Here is a 20,979-nt window from a genome sequence, read left to right as displayed (position 1 = left end):
GAATCAACGACCGGTGATCGCGGCGATTTCCCCGGAGCGCATGACATTGAAGCGCAACAGCGCCGCGCGTCTGAAAAGACGCGGCAGGCTGTCGTGCTCGGATATGTCGCGCCGCTGCGCTTACTGCAGCGTGCGCGTCTGGATCTGCTCGGCGGCGTGAGGCGCAGATGCGGGCAGCGGGCTGCCTTCCAGACCGGTCGCCACCACCGAGACACGGAACTTGCCGTCGAGGCTGCGGTCGAAGATCGCGCCGACGACGATATCGGCGTCTTCCTGCACTTCGTCACGAATGCGGCTTGCCGCCTCGTCCACTTCGAACAGCGTCATATCCGAACCGCCGGAAATCGAGATCAGCACGCCCCTGGCGCCCCGCATCGAGATATCGTCGAGAAGCGGGTTGGCAATCGCCGCTTCCGCCGCCTTCATCGCGCGGCTCTCACCGGAGGCTTCGCCAGTGCCCATCATGGCGCGGCCCATGCCTGACATGACCGACTTCACGTCGGCAAAATCGAGGTTGATCAGGCCTTCCTTGACGATCAGGTCGGTAATGCAGCCGACGCCCGCATAGAGCACGCGGTCGGCCGTCATGAAGGCATCGGCGAACGTCGTTTTTGCATCGGCGATGCGGAAGAGGTTCTGATTGGGAATGACGATGACCGTATCGGCTGCCTGGCGAAGCGCCTCGATGCCGATTTCCGCCATCCGCATGCGGCGGTTGCCTTCGAAGGTAAAGGGTTTGGTGACGACGCCGACCGTCAGGATGCCGGCGGCACGCGCGGCACGCGCGATGACAGGTGCAGCACCCGTGCCCGTTCCGCCGCCCATGCCGGCGGTGACGAAGCACATGTGCGAGCCGGCCAAGTGGTCCATGATCTCATCGAGCGACTCTTCGGCGGCCGCATGGCCGACCTCAGGCAGCGAACCGGCGCCGAGACCCTCCGTCACATTCGCACCAAGCTGGATGCGGCGCGTCGCCTTGGAGGTGGCCAGTACCTGAGCATCCGTGTTTGCGGCTACGAATTCGACGCCCGCCAGCTTTTCCGCGATCATATTGTTGATCGCATTGCCACCACCGCCGCCGACGCCGATGACTGTAATATGCGGCCGTAGTCCAGAAATGCCGCCCTTGGCGTCCGTCATCGCGCTCTCCTTTGATGCTTCGTTCATGCCCACCCTCATATGCGGACGGCGAATCGGGCGTCAGGATACGCGAGCAACAAGGCAGAGGCGAGGCGAAAGACGTCTCGGGGGCAGCGAACCTTTTCACATGTGACTATCGTTCTCGACAGGAATGCGTCCGCGATCGCCGCTCACCGAAGTGCGGCGATGTGGTCTTCGAGGGTGATCTCTCCGCGATTGGGCTCGCGCGGCAATTCGGGGCCGTCGAGCGTCGCCTCGGTCATGCGCGTGTAGGAGCGGGCGGCGGCAGGCGAGAAGCCGAGCTTGCGAAAGCTTTCTTCCAGCCGGTCGCGCGGCGTCGTAGCCAGGCTCACGGATCTTCCTACGACGGCAGAGAAGGCTGCGGCAACATCGGCGAAGCTGTATCGCTGGGGTCCCTCCACATACTCGATGCCGACATTGCTGACTGGGCCCGACAGACGCGCGGCCGCCGCCTTGCCGAGATCGGCGGGAGAAACCATCGGCAAGACGAAGTTGTCGGGGAAGGCGGTGGTGATCAGACCCGTGCGCGCTGGCTCCAGCAGCATATCGAAATTGGTATAATAGTAAGCCGCCCGGTTGATCGCCGTCGGAATGCCGCTTGCCTCAGCCAGGCGCTCGAACTCATACAGCACCGAGAGGTCACCGATGCCATCGCCTTGCCTGGCGCCATAGGTCGATTGCACCACGAGTTTTTCAAGGTCCGAATCCTTCAGTGCCGCGGCAATGCTTCGCGCAGTCTTCAGCTCTTCGGCGTTCGTATCGGTGGTGGGGTCTGCCGGCGGATTGAGGAGAAAGGCGCGCCTGCCTCTCTGGAAGACAGCCCTCAGTGCCGCGCTATCCAAGACATCAAGCGCCACGGCCTCGACATTGCCACCGTCGACCGCGCTCGCCTTCTGCTCACTATGGACGAGCGCGAATATCTTCTCGCCCGCGGGCCTCAGCGTTTCGATGACACGGGACCCGACATTTCCCCCTGCACCCAGAACGATGTACATGATTTCCACCCGGCAGTTGTTTCGCTGCAAAACGAAGTCTCGGTGCCGATGGTTCCTGTCACGTGGCGTAAAGCTGTCGTCAGCCGCCTGCCGACACATTTATGGTGGAAGCCGACCGAGCACATGGCCCCCTGGCGCGCCGATTTCGATCACAAGCGGTAACGGGGGTGAACCAAAGCCTCAGCGCGGTGTTTACAGACACGCCTCATAACTCCGAAAGGAACGCTTCCAATGCAAAGATTTCTGCTATCGGGCCTTGCCCTTGCAGCACTGGCCGGCACAACCTTCGCCCAGCAGCCGTCGGCTCCGCCATCCGCCGGGACTCCGCCCGCAGCGGCCGAACCCGGCTCGCCTCCTCCTCCGCCGTCTCCGTCCGCTCCTGATGACGATGAGCAGATGACGGACCGGCCGGATGCGCGGCCGGGAGATCGCCCCGATTACCGCTGGCATGGTCGGAGAGGCGACATGGGTTTCCGTGGTTTCCGTGGGCATCGCCCGCCACCGCCGTCCAAGGCAGCGCATTTCCGGATCGAGGATGGGAACACCCGGATCGATCTCAAATGCGCCGAGGACGAACCGATGAAGGCCTGCGCCGATCTCCTGCTCCAGGTTATAGACCGCCTGCAGGGGCAGGACTGATCATCCGCGCTTGAGGCGGGTGCCACACGATGATGCAACCGCCCGCGTCTTCTCGCGGGCGGTTTCAGTGTGACGCGAACGCCGCCTCGCTCTCCGGTCATGTCAGCCTTGTGCCGAGGCTCTGCGGCACCGGTTGCAGATGCTCGGGACAAGCCCGAGCATGACGGAAGGGGTTGCCGCGTCCTCTCACGCCTGTTGTTGGGTGTGCGGCATCCTCCAACATCCCTCATCCTGAGGTGCGGAGGCCAAAGGCCGGAGCCTCGAAGGACACGCCGCAACGCTGCTCCTTGCATCCATCCGATGCCGGCGCACCGAGAGACAAGAACGTTCGTGCTGTTGCATCGACCGATCGATGTCGTCGGTTCACTGCGTGACGCGGGCTGCCGAGGTTGCGGAGTAGCGGTCGCCGTGGATCTCGATGCCTGAGAAGACCGCATCGATCCCGGCCAGTTCCTCCGATGTGAAGGTGATGTCGGCGGCAGCGATATTCTCTTCCAGCCGGTGCAGCTTGGTGGTGCCGGGAATGGGGATGATCCAGGGCTTGAGCGCCATCAGCCAGGCGATGGCGATCTGGGCCGCGGTGGCGTTTTTTCGGGCGGCGATGGCCTCGATCGCATCGACCACCGGCTGGTTCGCCTTGCGGTTTTCGGCCGAGAGGCGCGGATTGGTGTGGCGGTGGTCGTTGCCGCCTTCGAAACTGGTGTTCTCGTCCATCTTGCCGGCGAGGAAGCCGCGGCCGAGCGGGCTGTAGGGCACGAAGCCGATGCCAAGTTCTTCGACGATGGGCAGGATTTCCCGCTCCGGATTGCGCCACCACAGCGAATATTCGCTTTGCAGGACGGTGACGGGCTGGACGGCATGGGCGCGGCGGATGGCTTCGCTTCCTGCTTCGGAGAGGCCGAAATGCAGCACTTTGCCGGCGCCGATCAGATCCTTGACCGTGCCTGCCACCTCTTCGATCGGTACCGCAGGGTCGACCCGATGCTGGTAGAAGATATCGATGCGATCGGTGCGAAGCCGCTTGAGGGCTTCTTCGATGACCACACGGATGCTTCCGGCCGGCTATCCAGGCCGACTTCCGGCCGGCCATCCCTGAAGCCGAATTTCGTCGCGATCACTACCTGATCGCGGATCGGCGCCAGCGCCTCGCCGACGAGTTCCTCGTTGGTGAACGGCCCGTAGGCTTCGGCAGTGTCGAAGAATGTGACACCCCGCTCATGCGCTGCCCGCAGGAGCGCGACGGCATCACCAGGCTCCATCGCCGGCCCGCGATGGTAGTTCAGCCCCATGCAGCCGAAGCCGATCGCCGAGACGTCAGGGCCTCTTTGGCCGAGCTTGCGCTTGATCATTTCAAGTCCTCCTTCCCAGATTTGATCCCAAGATAGGGCAAAGCCCGGCGGCGATTAGCCGGAGATATCGGCATGAACTTATGAGGTCCGCTCATGAATTTCCCGGATCGCTCGGAGAGGACGAACCGGGATCGGGTAAAAAGCTGAGGGGCTTGCGTTATGACGCCAGGCGAAACGCGCCGCTGCGCATAGCCTCGATCACCGCGCGCAACGTGTCTTCCCTCTCGTGCCCCTCCGTCGAGACCACATGTTGCTCGAACGGACCCAGTGACGAGAATTGCTGATGGAGCGCGGCAATAGGGCCGGGATCGGTCAGCGTGTCGCCGCCGCGCTCCCGGCAGCGCCGGATGGCGCCATCGAGCGGCGGACGCAGGACCACGTAGTGGAGGGGTGCCGCGATTTTCCGGAACGGTTCCAGGAACCACGGCCCGACGATGCCGTCCACGACGACGAAGTAGCCGCCGCCGGCATAGCCTGACGCCGCCTTCGTCAACACGTCGACGACAACGACATTCTGCTCATGCGCTTCCGGCAGATAGGGCGGGATCACGCCGTTCTTGATGAAATGCCAGAAGTCGTCGGAATGAAGATGGACCTTCGGCGAGCCGGGCTCGCTGGCGAGCGCCTCGGCCGTCGTGGTTTTCCCGGAGCCCGGCGGCCCGGTGAGAATGAGAACTTCGCCCGTGTGATCCATCGCGCGGCATTTTCGCACGAAGCAGCATCGTTTCGCAATTAGCCGATAGGGGGCGGCAATAGCCCGACCATGGTCCCTTTCGTTCTGAAGAGGCCGCTGAAACGGCAGCTACTCCGGCAGTCCCGCCATCCTGAGAGCCTCGATATATCGGCTGCGATCGTCCGGTCTTCGGAATGGTGGAAGTACGTCGGCGAGATTTGAAAGCCGGAGGGCGGGGTCCATCAGGCACAGGCGGGCGATCGTTTCGCGGGCTTGCACAAGCCGCCCCGCCATGGCCTGGCTCGCCGCCATCACGCGCATGGCGCTCGGGTAGTTCGGCTGGTGGTGTAGCGATTTTCCTGCCCAGGCGGCAGCGTCGTCGTAATGGCCGGCGCAAAAATGCGCGAGCCCGGTGTTAAGCTGCCAGGCAAAGAGGCGTGGATCCAAAGGGCTGAGGCGCATTGCAAGGGCTGCGTGTTCGACCGACTTATCGGGCTCGCCGAGGCAAGCCTTCACCCAGCTGCTGACGCCGAGCGCAGCCGCCAGGTTCGGGTTGAGGAAGAGTGCGCGATCGATGCAGGCTGCACTGTCGTCGAGGTCGCCGCCGACATAACCGATGACATATCCGCCGTAGGTGAGCGCAACCGCATCGTCCCAGCCGAGTTCGACCGCTCTGCGGGCCAGCCGCGTCGCTTCGGCCGTCTCGTCTGCGGTATGGAGCATCCAGCCGTTGCTCTTTCGCGTAGCATAGCAGCGTGCCGCCCGGGCATGCGCTACGGCGAATTCCGGGTCACGCTCGATCGCCTCCATGAACAGCCGCAGGGCCTCGTCGATGACCGATCGGTTGGTAACCGTCCGGTCGAAGGCCGCCAGGCCGCGGAGATAGTAGTCGTAAGCGTCGAGGCTCTCGGTCGGCTTGCGTTTGGCACGCTCGATCTCAGCCTCCTCCACTTTCGGCGTTATGGCGCCGACGATGCTCGAGGCGACCTGATCCTGAAGATCGAAGACATTCGCCAGGGTTCCGTCAAAACGATCGGCCCAAAGATGTGTACCGGTCGACGTGTCGATGAGCTGGCCGGCAATGCGCAGAAGGTCACCGGTGCGGCGCACACTTCCTTCGACCACATAGCGGACGTCCAGCTCACGCCCGACCTGCTTTATATCGACCGCCTGACCTTTGTAGGTGAAGCTCGAATTCCGGGCGATGACGTAGAGGTGGCGGAATTGAGCAAGCGCGATGGTAATGTCCTCGACGATGCCGTCGGCAAAATATTCCTGCTCCGCGTCGCCGCTCAAATTCTGAAATGGCAGGACCGCAACCGATGGCCGGTCGTGATGCTTCGTCGGGGCGGGGAAGAGCTGCGGCTGCGCTCCGATGTCGGCGGCCGGTGCGCTCCGCGGATGTCCGGGTCCCTGCCGCGATTGCAACGAAGCTGCCAGGGAGGACGTCTGTGCTTCTGGTTCAGCCTGAAGATGCTTCTTCAAGAGCGCCCGGCAGGCTTCGTATTGGCGCAGAGCCGCGTTTTCGTGGCCCCTCAGAGCGTGGATCTGCATCAGCGCCCGATGGGCGGCCTCCACGGTCGGGTCCGCAGCGAGCAGCCTCTCAGCCAGCCCTTCGCAGGCCGATTCTTCCGCGGTGCCCGGCTCGGAGAGCGCGAGGCTCAACCGCTCCACCAGTTGCAGCGCCTTGCGTTGATATGTGCTCCGATACGGGCCGAACCACTCGTCCAATTCGTCCGGAATGGTCTCGCCTGCCAGCACTTCGCCACGGTAGAGATCGGCGGCAAGGGCGAGATCGGCCGTCCGGCCGGCCTCCAGTTTACGGTCGAAGATCGAAATGTCGGTTTCATCAGGACCTGTTATCAGCGCGACGGTCTCCTGATCCGCATCGATGTAGACGGTGGCATCCCCGCCAGCCGGAAACGATCGTCTGATATCGACCAGCGCCTGGCGCAGGCTGTTGCGGGCCTGCTCATTGCTTCGTCCTGGCCAGAATGCTTCGGAAGGCAGTTCCCTGCGATGGCCGCGGCGGCCTGCAATCACCAGGGCAGCAAAAAGAAGTGACGTCTTGCGCGTGGTGAAGCGGATTTGCCGGTGCTCCCGGGACATCACTTCAAGGCCACCCAGCAACCTGATGCACAAAGATCGTCTCCCAGATTTCGACCGCCACCGCAGAATAGCATTTCGGCAGATAGATTTAACACCGATTTAGCGGCGGCTTGTCGAGGTTTTCCTGGCCGTTCACGCTGAACCGAACAGCCGGAATACGCCCGCGTGTCAGGCTCCCACTTGCAAATCTCACAAATGGGAGACTGAAAATGGCTCACACGGAAACTCACGCCGGCATCAGCGCGCCGGAAAGACAGGTGTTCCGGTTCAGACCAAACAGCGTAGCAATCATCGTCGCTGCCCTGAGGAAGTGGCAGCGGAGCGTCGCAAGACGGAAGGCATTGGCAGATCTGACCCCCGACCAGCTGAGGGACATCGGCCATCCCCGGGGTGACATCGGTCATCCCCGGGGTGACATCGGTCATCCCCAAATCAATCGACCCGTGCTCGAAATCAAAGCAGGGCTGATGACGAAGTTGATGTCAATGCGTTAGTCCGAATGTTCGACTGCGCGGACGCGTCGGCTGCCGGTCCACAAGGCGAGGATCCACGGGCCTCTCTTTTGGGAAGGAGGGCGTGTTCTGGGCCTTCGATGTCGGCGGCAGCCTGTTCGAGATCCAGCACACCGACGACAAGCCGCCTCTGACGCGTTTGCACGTTGCCTTCCGGGTTCGGAGCAGGGCGGAGGTCGAGGCGTTTTATCGGGCCGCGCTCGAAGCCGGCGCCCGGGACAACGGCGCGCCCGGCCTGCGGCCGGAATATGAAGAGAACTATTATGCCTGCTTCGTTCTCGATCCCGACGGATACAATATCGAAGCGATGCTCAACGAGCCGGCGCCACAAGGGTGAGCGCAGGGCTCTGCCCAAAGAATGCAATCGAGGGGAGGTGGATATGTCGAGTTTCAGGAATGCCGTTGTCTCTTTGCCCGGCAAGGAGCGCGTGGCGAGCACGCCCTTCGGCGCGAGGATCGTCATCCATGCCACGGCCGCCGAGACCGGCGGCGCGTTCGGGATGTGGGAAACCTTCACGCCGCCGGGTCATGGTCCGGCCCCGCACACGCACACCCGGGAGACGGAAGTCTTTCGGGTCGTTCGCGGTCTCTATCGATTCCAGTGCGGCGACGAGGCGTTCGACGCGCCTGTGGGAACCGTCGTCGTTCTGCCGCCACATGTACTGCACAGCTGGCGAAACATAGGCGACGAACCCGGCCAGATGTTCGGCACGGTCACGCCGGGCGGCTGCGAGCAATTGTTCATCGATATCGAGGCCTTTGGTGCCGATACGCCCGAGAAAATCGCGGTAATCGAAGCGCGACTGGGGATCATCAACGACATCACGTTGGCCCTCGGATTGACGGCACCGCAACCGCGCTGATTGGTCGTCAGGGAGTCGATCGGGTCTGTCTATTGTCGGCGTGATCGCTTTCGCGGCATGGCACTCTCTCAAGAGTCCTGTCGCTTGGAAATATCCGTATGTCCTAACCGCTGCGTCCATGTCACCGACGCGCGCATTGGTCTTGAGGAGGCACATTTGATGCTTACGATTGGGTCGATTGTCTGGGGTGTGAGGGATGTTGCGCGCGCCATCGAATTCTGGCGCGCGGCCTTGAATTATAAACCTTTGCGAGAGCCGTCGGAAGATTGGGCCATTCTTGTCCCGGTCACGGGCGAAGGACAGCAGATGGCGATCACGATCGTTTCATCCGACCCCACCACCCACCAGCGCCATCATCTCGATCTCTATGCATCCGATCAGCAAGCCGAGGTCGAGCGGCTGTTGTCTCTTGGAGCGCAGCGTGTGGGTTGGCGCTATCCCGAAGGCGCGGACTATATCGTTCTGGCTGATCCTGATGGAAACAGGTTCTGCGTCGTTCAGAAGGAGATGGAACAAACCGGCGTCGCCAATCCATCCGCTTGATCCCGAAGGTGCGGGAAAAGGCGCGCGGCGCTGTAGGGCGTAATGCCGAAGCGATTTTCAGGAAGAACAGCCCCGTCAATGATTGGCGGGGCTTTTTGCTGTCTGGCGGCAGGCGAGTTCAGATGACCTGGCCGCCGGAGACTTCGATGCGCTGGGCGGTGATCCAGCGGTTGTCGTCGCCGATCAGGCTTGCGATCATCGGGCCGATATCGTCGGGCACGCCGACGCGGCCAAGCGCGATCATGCCGGCGAACTGGCTGTTGAGGTCGGGCATGTCGCGGACGGCGCCGCCGAGGAAATCGGTTTCGATGGCGCCGGGCGCGACGGTGTTGACCGTAATGCCGCGGCTGCCGAGTTCCCTGGCGAGGTAGACGGTGAGGATCTCGATTGCGCCTTTGGCGGCCGAATAGGCGGAGAAGCCGGGATAGGAGACGCGGGTGAGGCCGGAGGAAAAGTTGACGATGCGGCCGCCATCGGCAAGCAGCGGCAGCAGCGCCTGGGTGAGGAAGAACACGCCCTTGACATGGACGTCGAACAGCGCGTCGAACTGCGCCTCGGTGGTCTCGGCAAACATTGCCATTTCGCCGTGGCCGGCATTGTTGACGAGGTGGTCGAAGCTATCGCGCCGGAACTTGTCGTGCAGCGCCTTACGGACCTGATCGGCGAAGGCGGGGAAGGTTGCGACATTGCCGACATCGAGCGGCAGGGCGACAGCCTTGCGGCCCATGGCTTCGATTTCGCCGACCACGGCTTCGGCCTCGGCCTTGCCGCTGCGGTAGGTCAGGATGACATCGCCGCCATGGCGGGCGATGCTGACAGCCGTGTTGCGGCCGAGGCCGCGGCTGGCGCCGGTGACGATTGCAATCTTGCTCATTTCGAAACTCCTTCGTGGTGTGTTGGTGCGACGATCGGAAAAGACGGGCGAGGCCCGTTGCCCGAAGCGCCTGACATTTTGCCTATTTCGCCGAATCCTGTACCGGCATGGGAGATTTCAGTCATCGAAGACCTCCTTGCGTTCGGCGATCCGCTGCGATCAGGCGTCTCGTCTCTCTGACGGTGTGACTATCTCAGAGGGAAGACGGGTGGTGTTGCCGGAATCGCTAGGGATATTGCCTAAACCTCCAATTTCGGCTTAGGGTGGCTCGACTGCAGGAGAGGCCAGGGATGACAGAGACGCTATTGGAAGCCGTTCGCCGTTATACGGAGACCCATGCCGATCTCTCCGGCCTGGCGCGCACGCCGATTCCAGGCCTTGCCACCATCCGCGCGACGATGCCGAGCGACATGCAATATGCGATCTCCAAGCCGCTGGTGGCGCTTGTCGTGCAGGGTGCCAAGCGCGTGACGATGGGCGATGACGTGTTCGATTTCAGCGCCGGGGACTCGCTGCTGATCACGGCCGATGTGCCGACGGTGAGCGAGATCACCGCGGCAAGCGTCGGCCGGCCCTATTACTCGCTGGTGCTAGACCTCGACCCGGCGCTGATCGCCGAGCTCAGCGTCGAGATGAAGCTCGCCCGGGTGGCGGATGGCGCGACGGTGCGCGTCGAGCCGACCGATACGGAAGTGGCGGATGCGGCGCTGCGGCTGATGCGCCTGCTCGACCGCCCGGCCTCGGTGCCGGTGCTGCAGGCGCAGCTGGTGCGGGAGATGCATTACTGGCTGCTTGCCGGCCGGCACGGCACGGCGATCCGCCGGCTCGGTTGGCCGGATGGCCATGTGCGGCGCGTGGCGCGGGCGGTGGCAGTGCTGCGCGCCGAGTTCGCCGAGACCGTGCCGGTGGAGAGGCTGGCTGCGGTGGCAGGCATGAGCCCATCCTCTTTCCACCAGCATTTTCGCGCCGTCACTTCGCTCTCACCCTTGCAATTCCAGAAGCAGCTGCGGCTGATCGAGGCGCGGCGGCTGATGCTTGCCGAAGGTGTCCCGGCCAGCCACGCCGCCTTTGCCGTCGGCTATGAGAGCGTGCCGCAGTTCACCCGGGAATACGGCCGCATGTTCGGCCTGTCGCCGGTCAGGGACATGAAGGCGGCGCGCGACCGGGGGCCGGTGGCGGCTTAGAGCGGCATCCACCAACAGCCCTCATCCTGAGGCGTGTAGCCCGTAGGGCGGAGCCTCGAAGGGCACGCCGCAACGCTGCTCCCTGCATCCATCTGGCGCCGGCGCACCCGCCTCGTCCTTCGAGGCGCTGCCGCTCATCGGTCCGGTACACCCTCAATCCCGCGCCGTCGGATATTCGATTGCACTCGTGGCGTATTGGCGATGACATGCCAGGCTATCTGGCGAGCGCCAGTATCAATGTGTGCGTCTCAATCATCGGAATGTGCATTGCGGCTGTAGCCCAAACGGCAACCGAGAACATTACCGCCGCAATCCTGATTCCGACCGGCCTCATTATTTTCTCCGGTCGATCCGATATCGCGAGATTTCGGTATATTCAGACGTGCAGCGACACGATCCCTTCGGGGCACCTCAGGATGAGCCTCTCTTGGACGCCGTCGCCCGCCAGGCCGCCGGTGGGGTGGCGAAGGCGCGGGAGAAGGCGCGGTTGAAGGCGGCTTCGGTGGCATAGCCGGCGTCATAGGCGATCGCCGCGATCGGCTGACCCGATGTGGCGAGCGCGACGCTTGCGAGATAGAGCCGCCAGTCGCGGATATAGCGGATCGGCGATGTCGAGAGCATCGTCTGAAAGCGATCAGCGAGGGCGCTTCGCGACATTCCCGATGCCGCAGCCAATTGCTCCAGCGACCAGTCACGTTTGGGATCGTCGTGAATGAGGGAGAGGCAGCGCGACAGCGCTGGGTCGCCAAGCGCTGCCAGCCAGCCGACCGAGCTGGGCTCGGCCATCATGATCTGGTGGCGCAGGATCTCGATGAAGATGATTTCCGTCAGCCGCGGCAGCATCGAGACGCCACCGGCACGCGGCCGGTCGACCTCCTCGACCATCTGGCGGATGATGGTGCGCAGCCAGTCGCCGTCATTGGCGGCCCGCGTTCTGACATGGATCAGTCTGGGCAGGGCCCGCCGAAGCGGCGCAAAGCTCAGCCCATCCCACTGCAGATAGCCGCAGAGCAGCCGCACGCCTTGTGTCTCGTCGCCGTAGCGCAGCACGGGAATCTCACGCCATGGCTTCTGTGGCAGGTCGCGGGTCGGGAGCACCAGCTTGCCGTCTCTTCCCGCGCCGAGCTGATGTCCGGTGCCGAAGGGAAAGACCAGCACGTCGCCGGCCTCGAGATCGGTCTCTTCGTCTTCCACTTTCAGCCAGCAGCGGCCGGCCACAACGATGTGAAACGGCATCGTGCCCGATGCCTTTGCCGAAAGATTTGCAAGCGACGGCGCGGCATCGGTCTGCCAGTCGCCCGTCGGCATGAAGCAGAATTGCAGCGATCCCGAAAGGCGGATCGTCGAAAGCAGCGCCGACAGCACGTCGTCGCGCGCGACACCCGCAGCGTCTGGATTTTCGGACAAGGCTTCACGCATTCCGGCCAAATACGCGCGCCGCGCGCCCTCCTATCATCAGTGCGTTCAAACCAACTGAAGGAGAATACTATGCAAACGGCAACCGACAAACTGGTCGTGCTCGTCACCAAGGGCATCGAATCCGAATTGTCCTCCGTCGCCTTCACCATCGCCAATGGCGGCATCACCGCCGGGCTGAAAGTCTCGGTTTTCCTTACCAGCACCGGGATCGACCTGGTGCGCAAGGGTGGCCAGCAGACGACGCATGCCGCCGCTCGATCCGCTCGCGAGCCTGATCGAGAATTTCCAGCAGCGCGGCGGCACGATCTGGGCCTGCCCGCCCTGTGTCACCTCGCGCGGTTACACGCAGGAGGACATGCTCGACGGCGTCGTCATCGTCGGCGCCAGCGCGATGCATGCTGAGATCAAGGAAGGTGCGGCGACGCTGTCGTTTTAATCACGCACGCGCCGGGCGGAAGCTATTCTTGCGCTCGGAGATATACTTGTGAGAGTGTAACCTAATACATGCGATGCTGCATGATACGGGCGCGCAGGGGCTTCGATGACATCCGTGAGGGTCAATGAGCTGATATCGGTGGCGGGACAGCCCAATGCCGCGGACTTTGCCGATTTCGCGGCGCGCGGCTTTGCCGGCGTCATCAATGCCCGGCCGGATGGCGAGGAGCCGGATCAGCCCGGCAATGCTGCGGAAAAGGCGGCGGCCGCCGCCGCCGGGCTTTCCTACGGCTTCGTGCCGGTGAAGGGGTCCGAGGTCACCGAGGCCGATATCCGCGCCTTCCAGGCAGCGATGACGCAAGCGAAGGGGCCGGTCGTTGCCCATTGCAAGAGTGGCACTCGGGCGCTGACGCTTTATGCGCTGGGCGAGGTACTCGACGGGCGGATGCAGCCCGGCGACGTCGAGGCTTTCGGTCAAAGCCTCGGCTTCGATCTTGCTGGCGCGCGACATTTTCTGGAGAAACGGGCGAGGCAGGCACCTCATGTGACGGCCTTCTTCGAGCCCCGCACCTGCAGTGTGCAATATGTCGTTTCCGACCCGGAGACGAAACGCTGTGCCATCATCGACCCGGTGCTCGATTTCGACGAGATGTCGGGGGCGACGGGGACGGTCAATGCCGATGCCATCCTTGCTCACATCGAAAGCGAAGGGCTGACGGTCGAGTGGATCCTCGACACCCATCCGCATGCCGATCATTTCTCCGCCGCGCATTATCTGCATGAGAGGACCGGCGCGCCGACCGCAATCGGCAGTCATGTCACCGACGTCCAAAAGCTCTGGAAGGAGATCTATAACTGGCCGGCGCTTGAAACCGACGGCTCGCAATGGGACCGGCTTTTTGCCGATGGCGACACCTTCGAGATCGGTGCGCTTAAAGCCCGCGTGATGTTTTCGCCGGGCCATACGCTTGCCTCGATTACCTATCTGATCGGCGACGCCGCCTTCGTGCACGATACGGTGTTCACGCCGGATTCGGGCACGGCGCGCACGGATTTCCCGGGCGGCAGCGCTAGCGCCCTCTGGCAGTCGATCCAGGCCATCCTGTCGCTGCCCGAGGAGACCCGCCTCTTTTCTGGCCACGATTATCAGCCCGGCGGCCGGCACCCGCGCTGGGAAAGCACGGTGGCGGCGCAGAAGCGCGCCAACCCGCATATATCAGGCATCGACGAGGCCGGCTTCGTGGCGCTGCGCCAGGCGCGCGACCGCACGCTGCCGAAGCCGAAGCTTATGCTGCACGCGCTGCAGGTGAATATCCGCGGCGGGCGGCTGCCCGAGCCGGAGGGGAATGGCCGGCGGTATCTGAAGATACCGCTGGATGCGTTGTGAGGGTAGGCGTGGCCGTGGCAACCGCCGCATCGTTCAAAGCGCGCTTTCCACATCGGTCCTGACGAAGTCGTCGCCGACAAATAGCAGCCGGCACGCATGCTCCCGAGCCACCTCATAGGCGAAGCAGTCGCCGAAGTTCAGGCTGGCGGGATGGGCGCCTTTGCCCCAGGTGCGGTAGGCTTCGGCGATGCGGCGGGCGGAGGCAGGGGTGACGGCGACGATTTCGAAGCCGAGGCCGTCGATCAGTTGTTCCATTTCATCGCCGACGTTGCGACGGGCCGAGACGATCAGGGCTTCGGCGACCGTGCCGGCGGAGATCAGGAGATCGTCGTCGGCTTCGAGGACGGCAATCAGGGCATCGGCTTGTGGTTCGCCAAGCACGATCGCCATCAGGGCGGAGGTGTCGACGGCGATCATTCGGGCAGGCCGTCATCGCTATAGAGGAAATCCTGGCTGCGTGCGGCCGGCGGCCCGTCGGCGGCTTTGGCAATGGCGGAGGCCCGCACCGCTTCCATGAGCGTCCGGCGGGATTTCCGATCGGGCGCTGCCCTCACCGGAACCAGCTTCACGGCGGCATGACCGTGCCGGGTGAGGATGACCTCGTCCCCGGCTTCGGCGCGCCGGACCAGTTCGGTCAATTGTCCCTTGGCATCCGTCACAGACACTCGCATCGTTCGCACTCTCCAGGACCAGTGCAGACCAGTTTCTTCTGGAAAATTAGACCATTCGCTGGACCATATCAACGGATAATCTTCGCAGGTCACGGACGGCGCGGGGATAGTTCGCGCAGCGAACGGCGGCATGAAGCCATGCAAGCGTCGTCAGCATGGTGGGTTCGATCGGCTTCGTCGGCCTCGTCATCCCCCATGCCGCTGACCGAGAATATGATCGGCCGGGTCTTCGGCGTTCGCGCCCATGTCCGGAAATCAGCCGTGCACGGCCGGCATCATATCCAGTACGTCATGGATTGACGGATGGTCGGGAATTTCGATCTCATGGAGGAGATCCGCGATTATTGGTCGAGACGGCCGGAGACCTTCGACCTCGCTTTCGGCCATAGGATCGCCAGAGGTCACGAGGCCGGCGCTATCTTGGACCCCTTTCTCTTCATCCATACCGTCCTGCCAAAACCGCTGGGCATTTTCCGGCGACATGCATGATCTAAAGCGGCGGAAACCGCATTGCCTCTCGCAGCAGCTCGATGGCCTCTGAGACCGAAGGCCCTCTGATCGGCGGCGGCTCTGCGCGTTCGCAGAACTCGCGCCAGACAAACAGCGTCAGTTCTGCGCCATCCGTTGCAGTTTCCCCCGGTCCTTCTGCAAAATTCTCGAGCAGGCGATATCGAGCGTCCTTCCAGAACAACTCCTCCACCCAGTCATATATCGGGATCACATGGAAGTGGATCGGATAACTGGGCATGTGCCCGTACCGGCCGATATAGACGCGCTGAGCATTCAATTGCCGTTTCAGCGTGCTCTGAGCCCTTGCAAGCAACGGGCCGAATTCGGCCAAAGCGTCTTCGGGCAGATCCGACAGATCGTTGGTGTCAGTCTTGGAACTGATCATGAGGTAACCGGGAAGGGCGGAGTTCATGCGGTGGTTCACAAGCCATCCGGCCGTCTCGACAACGTGAAAGTGCTGAGGGATCTCCACGGACTGCCTCTTATCCTGATGCACCCTTCAGGGGCTTCGATGAATTCAACTAGAGACCGGTATCTTGGCGTGGTGCGAAAGGACGCTGTAACACATTGGATTGCTGCATCATTTTATTCTTAAATCCTCTCCGATTTAGGGTATGGGTTGAGATAGCAGCCGGCAACGGTTATTTGGTGCCGACCTGCAAGCGGACTCTCCGCGAACGACAAGGTGCATAGCTCCCATGATCCCCGATTTCCTCGTCACCCATTCCGGTGGCTTTCATGCCGATGAATTGCTGTCGAGCGTCATCCTGACCCGGCTTTTCCCGCAGGCGCGTATCGTTCGCAGCCGGGCGCCGGAGTGGATCACGCCGGGCGAAGACCGGATCATCTACGATGTCGGCGGATCCTATAACCCTGCTGCCGGGATATTCGATCACCACCAGCGCGGCGCGCCGCTGCGCGAGGATGGCCAGCCCTACAGCTCGTTCGGGCTGATCTGGAAGCATTACGGCCGTGACTATCTCGCAGCCTCCGACCTTCCCGAAGCGCATGTCGAGGCGATGCATGGCTCTTTCGACGACGGCTTCGTGCTGCCGATCGATCTGACTGATAATGGCGCGCTCAGCCCATCCGGGCCGCTGGCCGGGCTGACGCTGCCGGTGCTGCTGGAAACCCTGAAACCGGTTTTCGACGAAGCGGACCCTGAGGCCGACGATCGTGCCTTCCACGCAGCCCTTGCCATTGCCCGCAGTTTCGTCGAGGCCAGGATCGCCCAAAGTGCCGCAAAATTGCGGGCCGAGGCGATCGTGCATCGGGCAATCGAGGCCGCGGGGCAGGGGCGTGTTCTGGAATTACCGAGGGGCATGCCCTTCCGTCCCGCCATCGTCAAGGCGGGCGCCGATCACCTGCTGTTCGTCGTTCACCCGCGTGAAAAGGATTGGTGCGTGACCGGCATTCGCCGCGCCGAGGAAGGGTTCGAGCTCCGGGCCGACCTTCCGGCGGCCTGGGCCGGGCTCACCAATGGTGCACTGGAGGCGGTTTGCGGCATCGAGGGCGCAAGCTTCTGCCACAACGGCCGCTTCATCGCCGCCGCCAGGACGCGGGAGGCCGCTCTCGCCATGGCCGAACTGGCGGTAAAGGAGGCGCTTTCGATCGGGGCACAGTCAAATGGCGGCCGCTGAGGTCGCATTGAAGGTCATCAGTCCGACATTGAATGATATTTCCTCAGCTTCGCCGTCTGCGTGAATCTGCGGGCGCCCTACGGTGCGAGATCGACATGGTGGGCGCCGTGCGGCAGCGGCACGCGGCCGAGCCGCTTAAGCGCCGGCCGGTCGCCTTTTGCGACGCGGAAGACCTCGAGCCCCGAGCCGGCCTCGGGCCTCGCCCCATCATGGCCCTGAAACACGGTGGCGAGGAAGTGGTCTCCTGTCCGATCGAAGGCGCCGCCTTCCGGCAGTGGCCCTTCGAAGGGATAGTCTGCGAGCCTGGAGATGGCGCCGGTCGCCGGGTCGAAGCTCAGAAGCGTGACGCTGGCGTTGCGGTCGAAGCGGGCGGAGCCCGGCGGGAAGGCGGTGCCGCGCATGTTGACGGTGGCGACGAGCCGGCCTTCCGGGCTGATGGCGATGCCCTCGGAGGAGAGGCCGGTCTCGGCACCGCCGAGGAGATCGTGGCGGGCCGATTGTCGTGGTGTCGCGGGATCGGCGAGCCTGATGACGCTGATCGTCGACGGTGTCTGCGGGATACGGCCCTCCAGGTTCTTGGCGGCGAAGTTCCGGCCCCAGTTGGCGGTGAGATAGTGGCGCCCGTCGGGTGTGAAACGGCCGACGAAGGGATCGGCGCCAACCTCCACGACATTGCCCCATGGGCGCAGGATGGGCGCGCCGTCGGCTCCGGTGACCTCGAAGAAGGCGACCCGGTTTTGCGTATTGATGTTGACTGCCAGGAAGCGGCCTGAGGGATGCCAGTGGACGTTGGTCGCGGTCACGCCGCCGCGCGGGGCCGGCTCCGATCCCCTCACCCCGAGCTCTGCGAGGTCGAACCGGGCGAGGCGGCTGAAGCGGCCATCGCGATAGGCGACGATCTGGACGAAGCTCGCCTCCGGCGTGTTGGAAACGACGGCGACGCTCTCTCCATCAGGGCTGAGGGACAAGGCCTCGGGGAAGGCTTCGATCTCCACCGTGTCGGAGAGGCGGAGTGCCGCGCCGTCCGAAAGGTCGACCGCGAAGAGCCGCCGGCCCGGCGGCAGGTCGCTGATCCTGTTGCCGCCCTTTGGACGTTCGCCCAGCCTTTCTGCGACGAAGGCGGTTTGCCCGTCTTCGCTGAGGGCGAGGATTTCAGGCGCCGAGGTCACCGAATTGGAGACCGGTATCGAACCGGTGACAATCTTGTCCCCGGCTGGCGACATGATCGTCAGCAGATCGCGATAGCCGGCATTTCGCGGCGCAAGCTCGGCGGTGCCGTAGGTCCGGGCGAGAAAATCACCGTCGGATATGACGGCGATCCGGCTCGCCGAGATGCGGCCGAGAATCTTGGACGCGGCTTGCGCGCCTTCGGCGGCTTGCGTGCTCTGGGGCGCGGCGAGGCTAAAGGTGATGGCGAGCGTCGCGGCGGTGAGGACTGGTCCGTTCATGATCCTGCTCCCTTGTTGGCGGTCCTTTGAAAATGCCGCCGATGCTGATAATTTTCCAATCGCAATCCTGTCGCCTGTGATAGGTATTTCGCATCAGGAGGCTGTCCTGGACATCCGCACGCTCGCCTGTTTCGTGGCCGTTGCCGAAGACCTGCATTTCCGCCGCGCGGCGGAACGGATGAACCTGACCCAGCCGGCGCTCAGCCAACGGATCCGGGTGCTGGAAGGCGAGGTCGGGACCGATCTCTTCGAGCGCGACCGCCGCGGCGTGGCGCTGACGCCGGCGGGCGCTGCCTTCCTCGGCCCGGCCCGCGAGGCGGTGCTGCATGCCGGGATGGCGAAGGCCGAAGCCCTGCGGGCGGTGCGCGGCGAGATCGGGCGCCTGCGGCTCGGCTTCACGCCGATCGCCTTTTACGGCGTCCTGCCGGAGGCGGTGCAAGCGTTTCGTGCCCGCTACGCGCAAGTCGATGTCGATCTCATCGAGATGAGTTCGCCTTTGCTGGAAGCCGCCCTTGCATCGGGCGACATCGACCTCGGCGTGCTGCATCCACCGCTTTCGCGGGATCTGATTATCCACTCCCTGCCGGACGAGCCGTTCGTGCTGGCGCTTCCGGCGACGCACCGGCTGGCGAAGCAGCCGGTCATCCGCGTCGCCGATCTTGCCGGCGAGCCCTTGTTGCTTGCGCCGCGGGCGATCGGTCCCAGCATATACGACCGTGTGATCGCCCTTTTCAGGGGCGAGGGCATCAGCCCCCGGATCGTCCAAGAGGTTACGCCGATGACGACGCTGGTTGGCCTCGTTGCGGCCGGAACCGGTCTCGGCTTCGTCACCTCGGGCATCGCGAAAGCCGCCCGGCCGGGCGTCGCCTACCGCCCCGTCCTGCCGCCGCCGCCATCCCTACCGATCGCCGCCGCATGGCGCCCGCCGGCATTGTCGGCGAGCGGCGAGCGCTTCCTGGAGATCGTGAGAGGGTTGGTCGGGCAGGGCGATTTGCCGGAGCGGACGTCATGAACGGCGGGAGGTGTGGCAGCGAACACCCGTGCCGAATTGCGGAACCGATTGACTTGTTGCCACGAAGGACTAAGCTTTAAGCCATAACAACCACTACCCACACGCGAGAGATAGCGGAGGGTGCAAGTGGCTGGCAACCTTGAGGAGGATGAGGTTTGCCGTGGATTACCGTGTTGTTCTGCTGATCGCCACATCCGTCATTGCTCTTTGTCCTGGTAACGCCGGGGCGCAGGAGGGCGATGCGACGGCGGGTGCGGCCGTTTTCAAAAAGTGCGCGACCTGTCATGTCGCCGATTCCGATACGAACAAGGTCGGCCCGTCGTTGAATGGGCTGTTCGGCCGGAAGGCCGGAACGCATCCCGATTACGCCTATTCGGCCGGAATGAAGGCGGCCGGCGAGGGCGGTCTCGTCTGGGACGAGACGGCGCTGCGCGACTATCTGCACAATCCGAAGGGGAAGGTGAAGGGTACGAAGATGGCCTTCGTCGGGGTGAAGGACGACCAGGAAATCACCAATCTCATCGCCTATCTCAAGCAATATTCCAAGTGATGGGCAATACTCCAAATGGCGGCTCGCGCCTGGGGGGTGCATGCCTAAATTGCCGTAATTGCCGATATTTTCTATCTGTGCGATAATAAACACGGACTTTTTGCGGAATGCGGTTTCACGGGTCGACCTGCTCGAGGAGGAGCGGACATGGCTGTCGTGCTGATCCTCGTCCTGATTGTCGTCGGCTCCGTGCTGTTCCATGTGCTGAGCCCGTGGTGGTGGACGCCGATCGCGTCCAACTGGACCTATATCGACACCACCCTCGTCATCACCTTCTGGATCACCGGCATCGTCTTCGTGGCGGTGGTTTCGTTCATGGCCTATTGCGTCTTCCGCTTCCGGCACAAGCCCGGCAACCGGGCACATTACGAGCCCGAGAACCGCAGGCTGGAATTGCTGCTGGGAGGGGGAACGGCGGTCGGCGTTGCGGCGATGCTGGCGCCCGGCCTGATCGTGTGGAACCAGTTCATCACGGTGCCTGCCGATGCCGCATCGGTCGAGGTCGTCAGCCAGCAATGGCTGTGGAGTTTCCGGCTGCCCGGAGCCGACGGAAAGCTCGGCCGCGCCGAGACCGGCGACGTCACCCCCGAAAACCCGCTCGGCCTTGATAAAAACGACGCAAGCGGCCTTGACGACGTCATCATCGAGGGCGGCGAACTCCATCTGCCGATCGGCAAGCCGGTGCACATATTACTGCGCTCGGTCGATGTGCTCCATGATTTCTATGTGCCGGAATTCCGTGCCAAGATGGACATGATACCCGGCATGATCACCTATTTCTGGTTCACGCCGACGCGGACAGGGACCTTCGATATTCTCTGCGCCGAACTCTGCGGCGTCGGCCATGGGCAAATGCGCGGCACCGTCGTGGTCGAAGCCGACGCCGACTACCAGACCTGGCTCGGACAGCAGCAGACATTCACCCAGCTTACGGCGTCATCGGGAGAGCTACCGCCGCCAAACTGAACCCCAGCGGTCGCAGACCGCTGGGAGACGAAGGGGAGA

General features: G+C 63.4%; 21 protein-coding genes and 4 pseudogenes. 14 read left to right on the top strand and 11 right to left on the bottom strand.

Features of this window, described 5'->3' with window-relative positions; genetic code table 11:
• Positions 1-120 precede the first annotated feature (120 nt).
• Both ftsZ and BS630_RS18920 read right to left on the bottom strand, forming a co-directional pair.
• Entirely contained in the window at positions 121-1,140 is a 1,020-nt protein-coding gene (ftsZ, locus tag BS630_RS18925) for a cell division protein FtsZ (RefSeq protein WP_003540976.1), read from the bottom strand.
• A gap of 170 nt (positions 1,141-1,310) precedes the next feature.
• A complete protein-coding gene (locus BS630_RS18920) occupies positions 1,311-2,156 on the bottom strand; it encodes an NmrA family NAD(P)-binding protein (RefSeq protein ID WP_077978612.1) in 846 nt (281 codons plus the stop codon).
• 231 nt (positions 2,157-2,387) lie between these two features.
• Between BS630_RS18920 and BS630_RS18915 the strand changes: the two genes are divergently transcribed.
• Positions 2,388-2,795, top strand: coding sequence for a hypothetical protein (locus BS630_RS18915; protein ID WP_077978611.1), 408 nt, complete (start codon positions 2,388-2,390; stop codon positions 2,793-2,795).
• 363 nt (positions 2,796-3,158) lie between these two features.
• Here the strand turns inward: BS630_RS18915 and BS630_RS18910 are convergent.
• The 3 genes and pseudogenes from BS630_RS18910 to BS630_RS18900 form a co-directional block, all read right to left on the bottom strand.
• Positions 3,159-4,144, bottom strand: a pseudogene (locus tag BS630_RS18910) (aldo/keto reductase).
• Between the two features lie 157 nt (positions 4,145-4,301).
• Positions 4,302-4,838: an ATP-binding protein gene (locus BS630_RS18905; protein WP_077978610.1), complete on the bottom strand. Its 537-nt coding sequence runs from the start codon at positions 4,836-4,838 to the stop codon at positions 4,302-4,304.
• Positions 4,839-4,946: 108 nt separating this feature from the next.
• Positions 4,947-6,959: a BTAD domain-containing putative transcriptional regulator gene (locus BS630_RS18900; RefSeq protein WP_077978609.1), complete on the bottom strand. Its 2,013-nt coding sequence runs from the start codon at positions 6,957-6,959 to the stop codon at positions 4,947-4,949.
• Between the two features lie 176 nt (positions 6,960-7,135).
• On the opposite strand from BS630_RS18900, the gene BS630_RS38550 reads away from it, so the two are divergent.
• The 4 genes and pseudogenes from BS630_RS38550 (at position 7,136) to BS630_RS18880 (ending at position 8,844) form a co-directional block, all read left to right on the top strand.
• Complete coding sequence (locus BS630_RS38550) at positions 7,136-7,420, top strand: YjiS-like domain-containing protein (protein ID WP_077978608.1); 285 nt, start codon at positions 7,136-7,138, stop codon at positions 7,418-7,420.
• A 61-nt stretch (positions 7,421-7,481) separates the two neighbouring features.
• Positions 7,482-7,775: pseudogene (locus BS630_RS18890) on the top strand (VOC family protein); the annotation flags it as partial.
• A 43-nt stretch (positions 7,776-7,818) separates the two neighbouring features.
• Positions 7,819-8,301, top strand: coding sequence for a cupin domain-containing protein (locus BS630_RS18885; protein WP_183594414.1), 483 nt, complete (start codon positions 7,819-7,821; stop codon positions 8,299-8,301).
• An 84-nt stretch (positions 8,302-8,385) separates the two neighbouring features.
• The gene (locus BS630_RS18880) at positions 8,386-8,844 is read left to right on the top strand and encodes a VOC family protein (RefSeq protein WP_245310414.1); all 459 of its coding nucleotides are present in this window, start codon (positions 8,386-8,388) and stop codon (positions 8,842-8,844) included.
• Between the two features lie 118 nt (positions 8,845-8,962).
• Here the strand turns inward: BS630_RS18880 and BS630_RS18875 are convergent, their stop codons facing one another.
• Positions 8,963-9,718, bottom strand: a complete 756-nt coding sequence (locus BS630_RS18875; protein WP_077978604.1) for an SDR family NAD(P)-dependent oxidoreductase — start codon at positions 9,716-9,718, stop codon at positions 8,963-8,965.
• 290 nt (positions 9,719-10,008) lie between these two features.
• Here BS630_RS18875 and BS630_RS18870 point away from each other — a divergent pair, with 290 nt between their 5' ends.
• Entirely contained in the window at positions 10,009-10,902 is an 894-nt protein-coding gene (locus BS630_RS18870; RefSeq protein WP_077978603.1) for an AraC family transcriptional regulator, read from the top strand.
• A gap of 411 nt (positions 10,903-11,313) precedes the next feature.
• Here BS630_RS18870 and BS630_RS18865 read toward each other — a convergent pair whose 3' ends face one another.
• Positions 11,314-12,321, bottom strand: a complete 1,008-nt coding sequence (locus BS630_RS18865; RefSeq protein WP_077978602.1) for an AraC family transcriptional regulator — start codon at positions 12,319-12,321, stop codon at positions 11,314-11,316.
• 69 nt (positions 12,322-12,390) lie between these two features.
• Between BS630_RS18865 and BS630_RS18860 the strand changes: the two are divergent.
• Together BS630_RS18860 and blh are read left to right on the top strand one after the other, a co-directional pair.
• Positions 12,391-12,757, top strand: a pseudogene (locus tag BS630_RS18860) (DsrE family protein).
• 105 nt (positions 12,758-12,862) lie between these two features.
• A complete protein-coding gene (blh, locus tag BS630_RS18855) occupies positions 12,863-14,143 on the top strand; it encodes a bifunctional sulfur transferase/dioxygenase Blh (RefSeq protein ID WP_077978601.1) in 1,281 nt (426 codons plus the stop codon).
• Between the two features lie 33 nt (positions 14,144-14,176).
• On the opposite strand, the gene BS630_RS18850 is transcribed toward blh, so the two are convergent.
• Positions 14,177-14,560 (bottom strand): type II toxin-antitoxin system VapC family toxin, encoded by a 384-nt coding sequence (locus BS630_RS18850; RefSeq protein WP_020050577.1) that lies wholly within the window; start codon positions 14,558-14,560, stop codon positions 14,177-14,179.
• Positions 14,557-14,814 (bottom strand): type II toxin-antitoxin system Phd/YefM family antitoxin, encoded by a 258-nt coding sequence (locus BS630_RS18845; protein WP_027668851.1) that lies wholly within the window; start codon positions 14,812-14,814, stop codon positions 14,557-14,559. Before BS630_RS18845 ends, BS630_RS18850 begins: the two co-directional genes overlap by 4 nt.
• Positions 14,815-15,012: 198 nt before the next feature.
• On the opposite strand from BS630_RS18845, the pseudogene BS630_RS38030 reads away from it, so the two are divergent.
• Together BS630_RS38030 and BS630_RS18840 are read left to right on the top strand one after the other, a co-directional pair.
• A pseudogene (locus tag BS630_RS38030) lies at positions 15,013-15,114 on the top strand (histidinol phosphatase); the annotation flags it as partial.
• Between the two features lie 3 nt (positions 15,115-15,117).
• The gene (locus BS630_RS18840; protein ID WP_077978600.1) at positions 15,118-15,303 is read left to right on the top strand and encodes a hypothetical protein; all 186 of its coding nucleotides are present in this window, start codon (positions 15,118-15,120) and stop codon (positions 15,301-15,303) included.
• Position 15,304: 1 nt separating this feature from the next.
• Here the strand turns inward: BS630_RS18840 and BS630_RS18835 are convergent, their stop codons facing one another.
• Complete coding sequence (locus BS630_RS18835) at positions 15,305-15,796, bottom strand: HIT family protein (RefSeq protein ID WP_077978599.1); 492 nt, start codon at positions 15,794-15,796, stop codon at positions 15,305-15,307.
• A gap of 226 nt (positions 15,797-16,022) precedes the next feature.
• On the opposite strand from BS630_RS18835, the gene BS630_RS18830 reads away from it, so the two are divergent.
• Positions 16,023-16,964 carry an MYG1 family protein gene (locus BS630_RS18830; protein ID WP_077978598.1) on the top strand — a complete coding sequence of 314 codons (942 nt, stop codon included), beginning with the start codon at positions 16,023-16,025 and terminating at the stop codon, positions 16,962-16,964.
• Positions 16,965-17,041: 77 nt separating this feature from the next.
• On the opposite strand, the gene BS630_RS18825 is transcribed toward BS630_RS18830, so the two are convergent.
• Positions 17,042-18,412, bottom strand: a complete 1,371-nt coding sequence (locus BS630_RS18825) for a lactonase family protein (protein WP_077978597.1) — start codon at positions 18,410-18,412, stop codon at positions 17,042-17,044.
• Between BS630_RS18825 and BS630_RS18820 the strand changes: the two genes are divergently transcribed.
• From BS630_RS18820 to BS630_RS18810, 3 genes are all read left to right on the top strand, one after another.
• Entirely contained in the window at positions 18,411-19,424 is a 1,014-nt protein-coding gene (locus BS630_RS18820) for a LysR family transcriptional regulator (protein ID WP_077978596.1), read from the top strand. The genes BS630_RS18825 and BS630_RS18820 overlap by 2 nt on opposite strands.
• Positions 19,425-19,584: 160 nt before the next feature.
• Positions 19,585-19,974, top strand: coding sequence for a c-type cytochrome (locus tag BS630_RS18815; protein ID WP_026158740.1), 390 nt, complete (start codon positions 19,585-19,587; stop codon positions 19,972-19,974).
• Positions 19,975-20,121: 147 nt separating this feature from the next.
• On the top strand, positions 20,122-20,940 hold the full coding sequence (locus tag BS630_RS18810; RefSeq protein ID WP_077978595.1) for a cytochrome c oxidase subunit II: 819 nt from the start codon (positions 20,122-20,124) through the stop codon (positions 20,938-20,940).
• The last annotated feature ends 39 nt before the right edge of the window (positions 20,941-20,979 follow it).

This window comes from Rhizobium laguerreae (assembly GCF_002008165.1).
Classification (GTDB): domain Bacteria; phylum Pseudomonadota; class Alphaproteobacteria; order Rhizobiales; family Rhizobiaceae; genus Rhizobium; species Rhizobium laguerreae.
This window is presented reverse-complemented; position numbering and strand designations above follow the sequence as displayed.

What these genes read in the sequence shown, in the direction of transcription:
- BS630_RS38550 (WP_077978608.1), top strand. Translation starts at nt 7,136, where the DNA reads ATGGCTCACACGGAAACTCACGCCGGCATCAGCGCGCCGGAAAGACAG.
- BS630_RS18850 (WP_020050577.1), bottom strand. Translation starts at nt 14,560, where the DNA reads ATGATCGCCGTCGACACCTCCGCCCTGATGGCGATCGTGCTTGGCGAA.
- BS630_RS18915 (WP_077978611.1), top strand. Translation starts at nt 2,388, where the DNA reads ATGCAAAGATTTCTGCTATCGGGCCTTGCCCTTGCAGCACTGGCCGGC.
- BS630_RS18810 (WP_077978595.1), top strand. Translation starts at nt 20,122, where the DNA reads ATGGCTGTCGTGCTGATCCTCGTCCTGATTGTCGTCGGCTCCGTGCTG.
- ftsZ (WP_003540976.1), bottom strand. Translation starts at nt 1,140, where the DNA reads ATGACGGACGCCAAGGGCGGCATTTCTGGACTACGGCCGCATATTACA.
- BS630_RS18825 (WP_077978597.1), bottom strand. Translation starts at nt 18,412, where the DNA reads ATGAACGGACCAGTCCTCACCGCCGCGACGCTCGCCATCACCTTTAGC.
- BS630_RS18875 (WP_077978604.1), bottom strand. Translation starts at nt 9,718, where the DNA reads ATGAGCAAGATTGCAATCGTCACCGGCGCCAGCCGCGGCCTCGGCCGC.
- BS630_RS18870 (WP_077978603.1), top strand. Translation starts at nt 10,009, where the DNA reads ATGACAGAGACGCTATTGGAAGCCGTTCGCCGTTATACGGAGACCCAT.
- blh (WP_077978601.1), top strand. Translation starts at nt 12,863, where the DNA reads ATGACATCCGTGAGGGTCAATGAGCTGATATCGGTGGCGGGACAGCCC.
- BS630_RS18885 (WP_183594414.1), top strand. Translation starts at nt 7,819, where the DNA reads ATGTCGAGTTTCAGGAATGCCGTTGTCTCTTTGCCCGGCAAGGAGCGC.
- BS630_RS18920 (WP_077978612.1), bottom strand. Translation starts at nt 2,156, where the DNA reads ATGTACATCGTTCTGGGTGCAGGGGGAAATGTCGGGTCCCGTGTCATC.
- BS630_RS18845 (WP_027668851.1), bottom strand. Translation starts at nt 14,814, where the DNA reads ATGCGAGTGTCTGTGACGGATGCCAAGGGACAATTGACCGAACTGGTC.
- BS630_RS18830 (WP_077978598.1), top strand. Translation starts at nt 16,023, where the DNA reads ATGATCCCCGATTTCCTCGTCACCCATTCCGGTGGCTTTCATGCCGAT.
- BS630_RS18840 (WP_077978600.1), top strand. Translation starts at nt 15,118, where the DNA reads ATGGTCGGGAATTTCGATCTCATGGAGGAGATCCGCGATTATTGGTCG.
- BS630_RS18820 (WP_077978596.1), top strand. Translation starts at nt 18,411, where the DNA reads ATGATCCTGCTCCCTTGTTGGCGGTCCTTTGAAAATGCCGCCGATGCT.
- BS630_RS18905 (WP_077978610.1), bottom strand. Translation starts at nt 4,838, where the DNA reads ATGGATCACACGGGCGAAGTTCTCATTCTCACCGGGCCGCCGGGCTCC.
- BS630_RS18865 (WP_077978602.1), bottom strand. Translation starts at nt 12,321, where the DNA reads ATGCGTGAAGCCTTGTCCGAAAATCCAGACGCTGCGGGTGTCGCGCGC.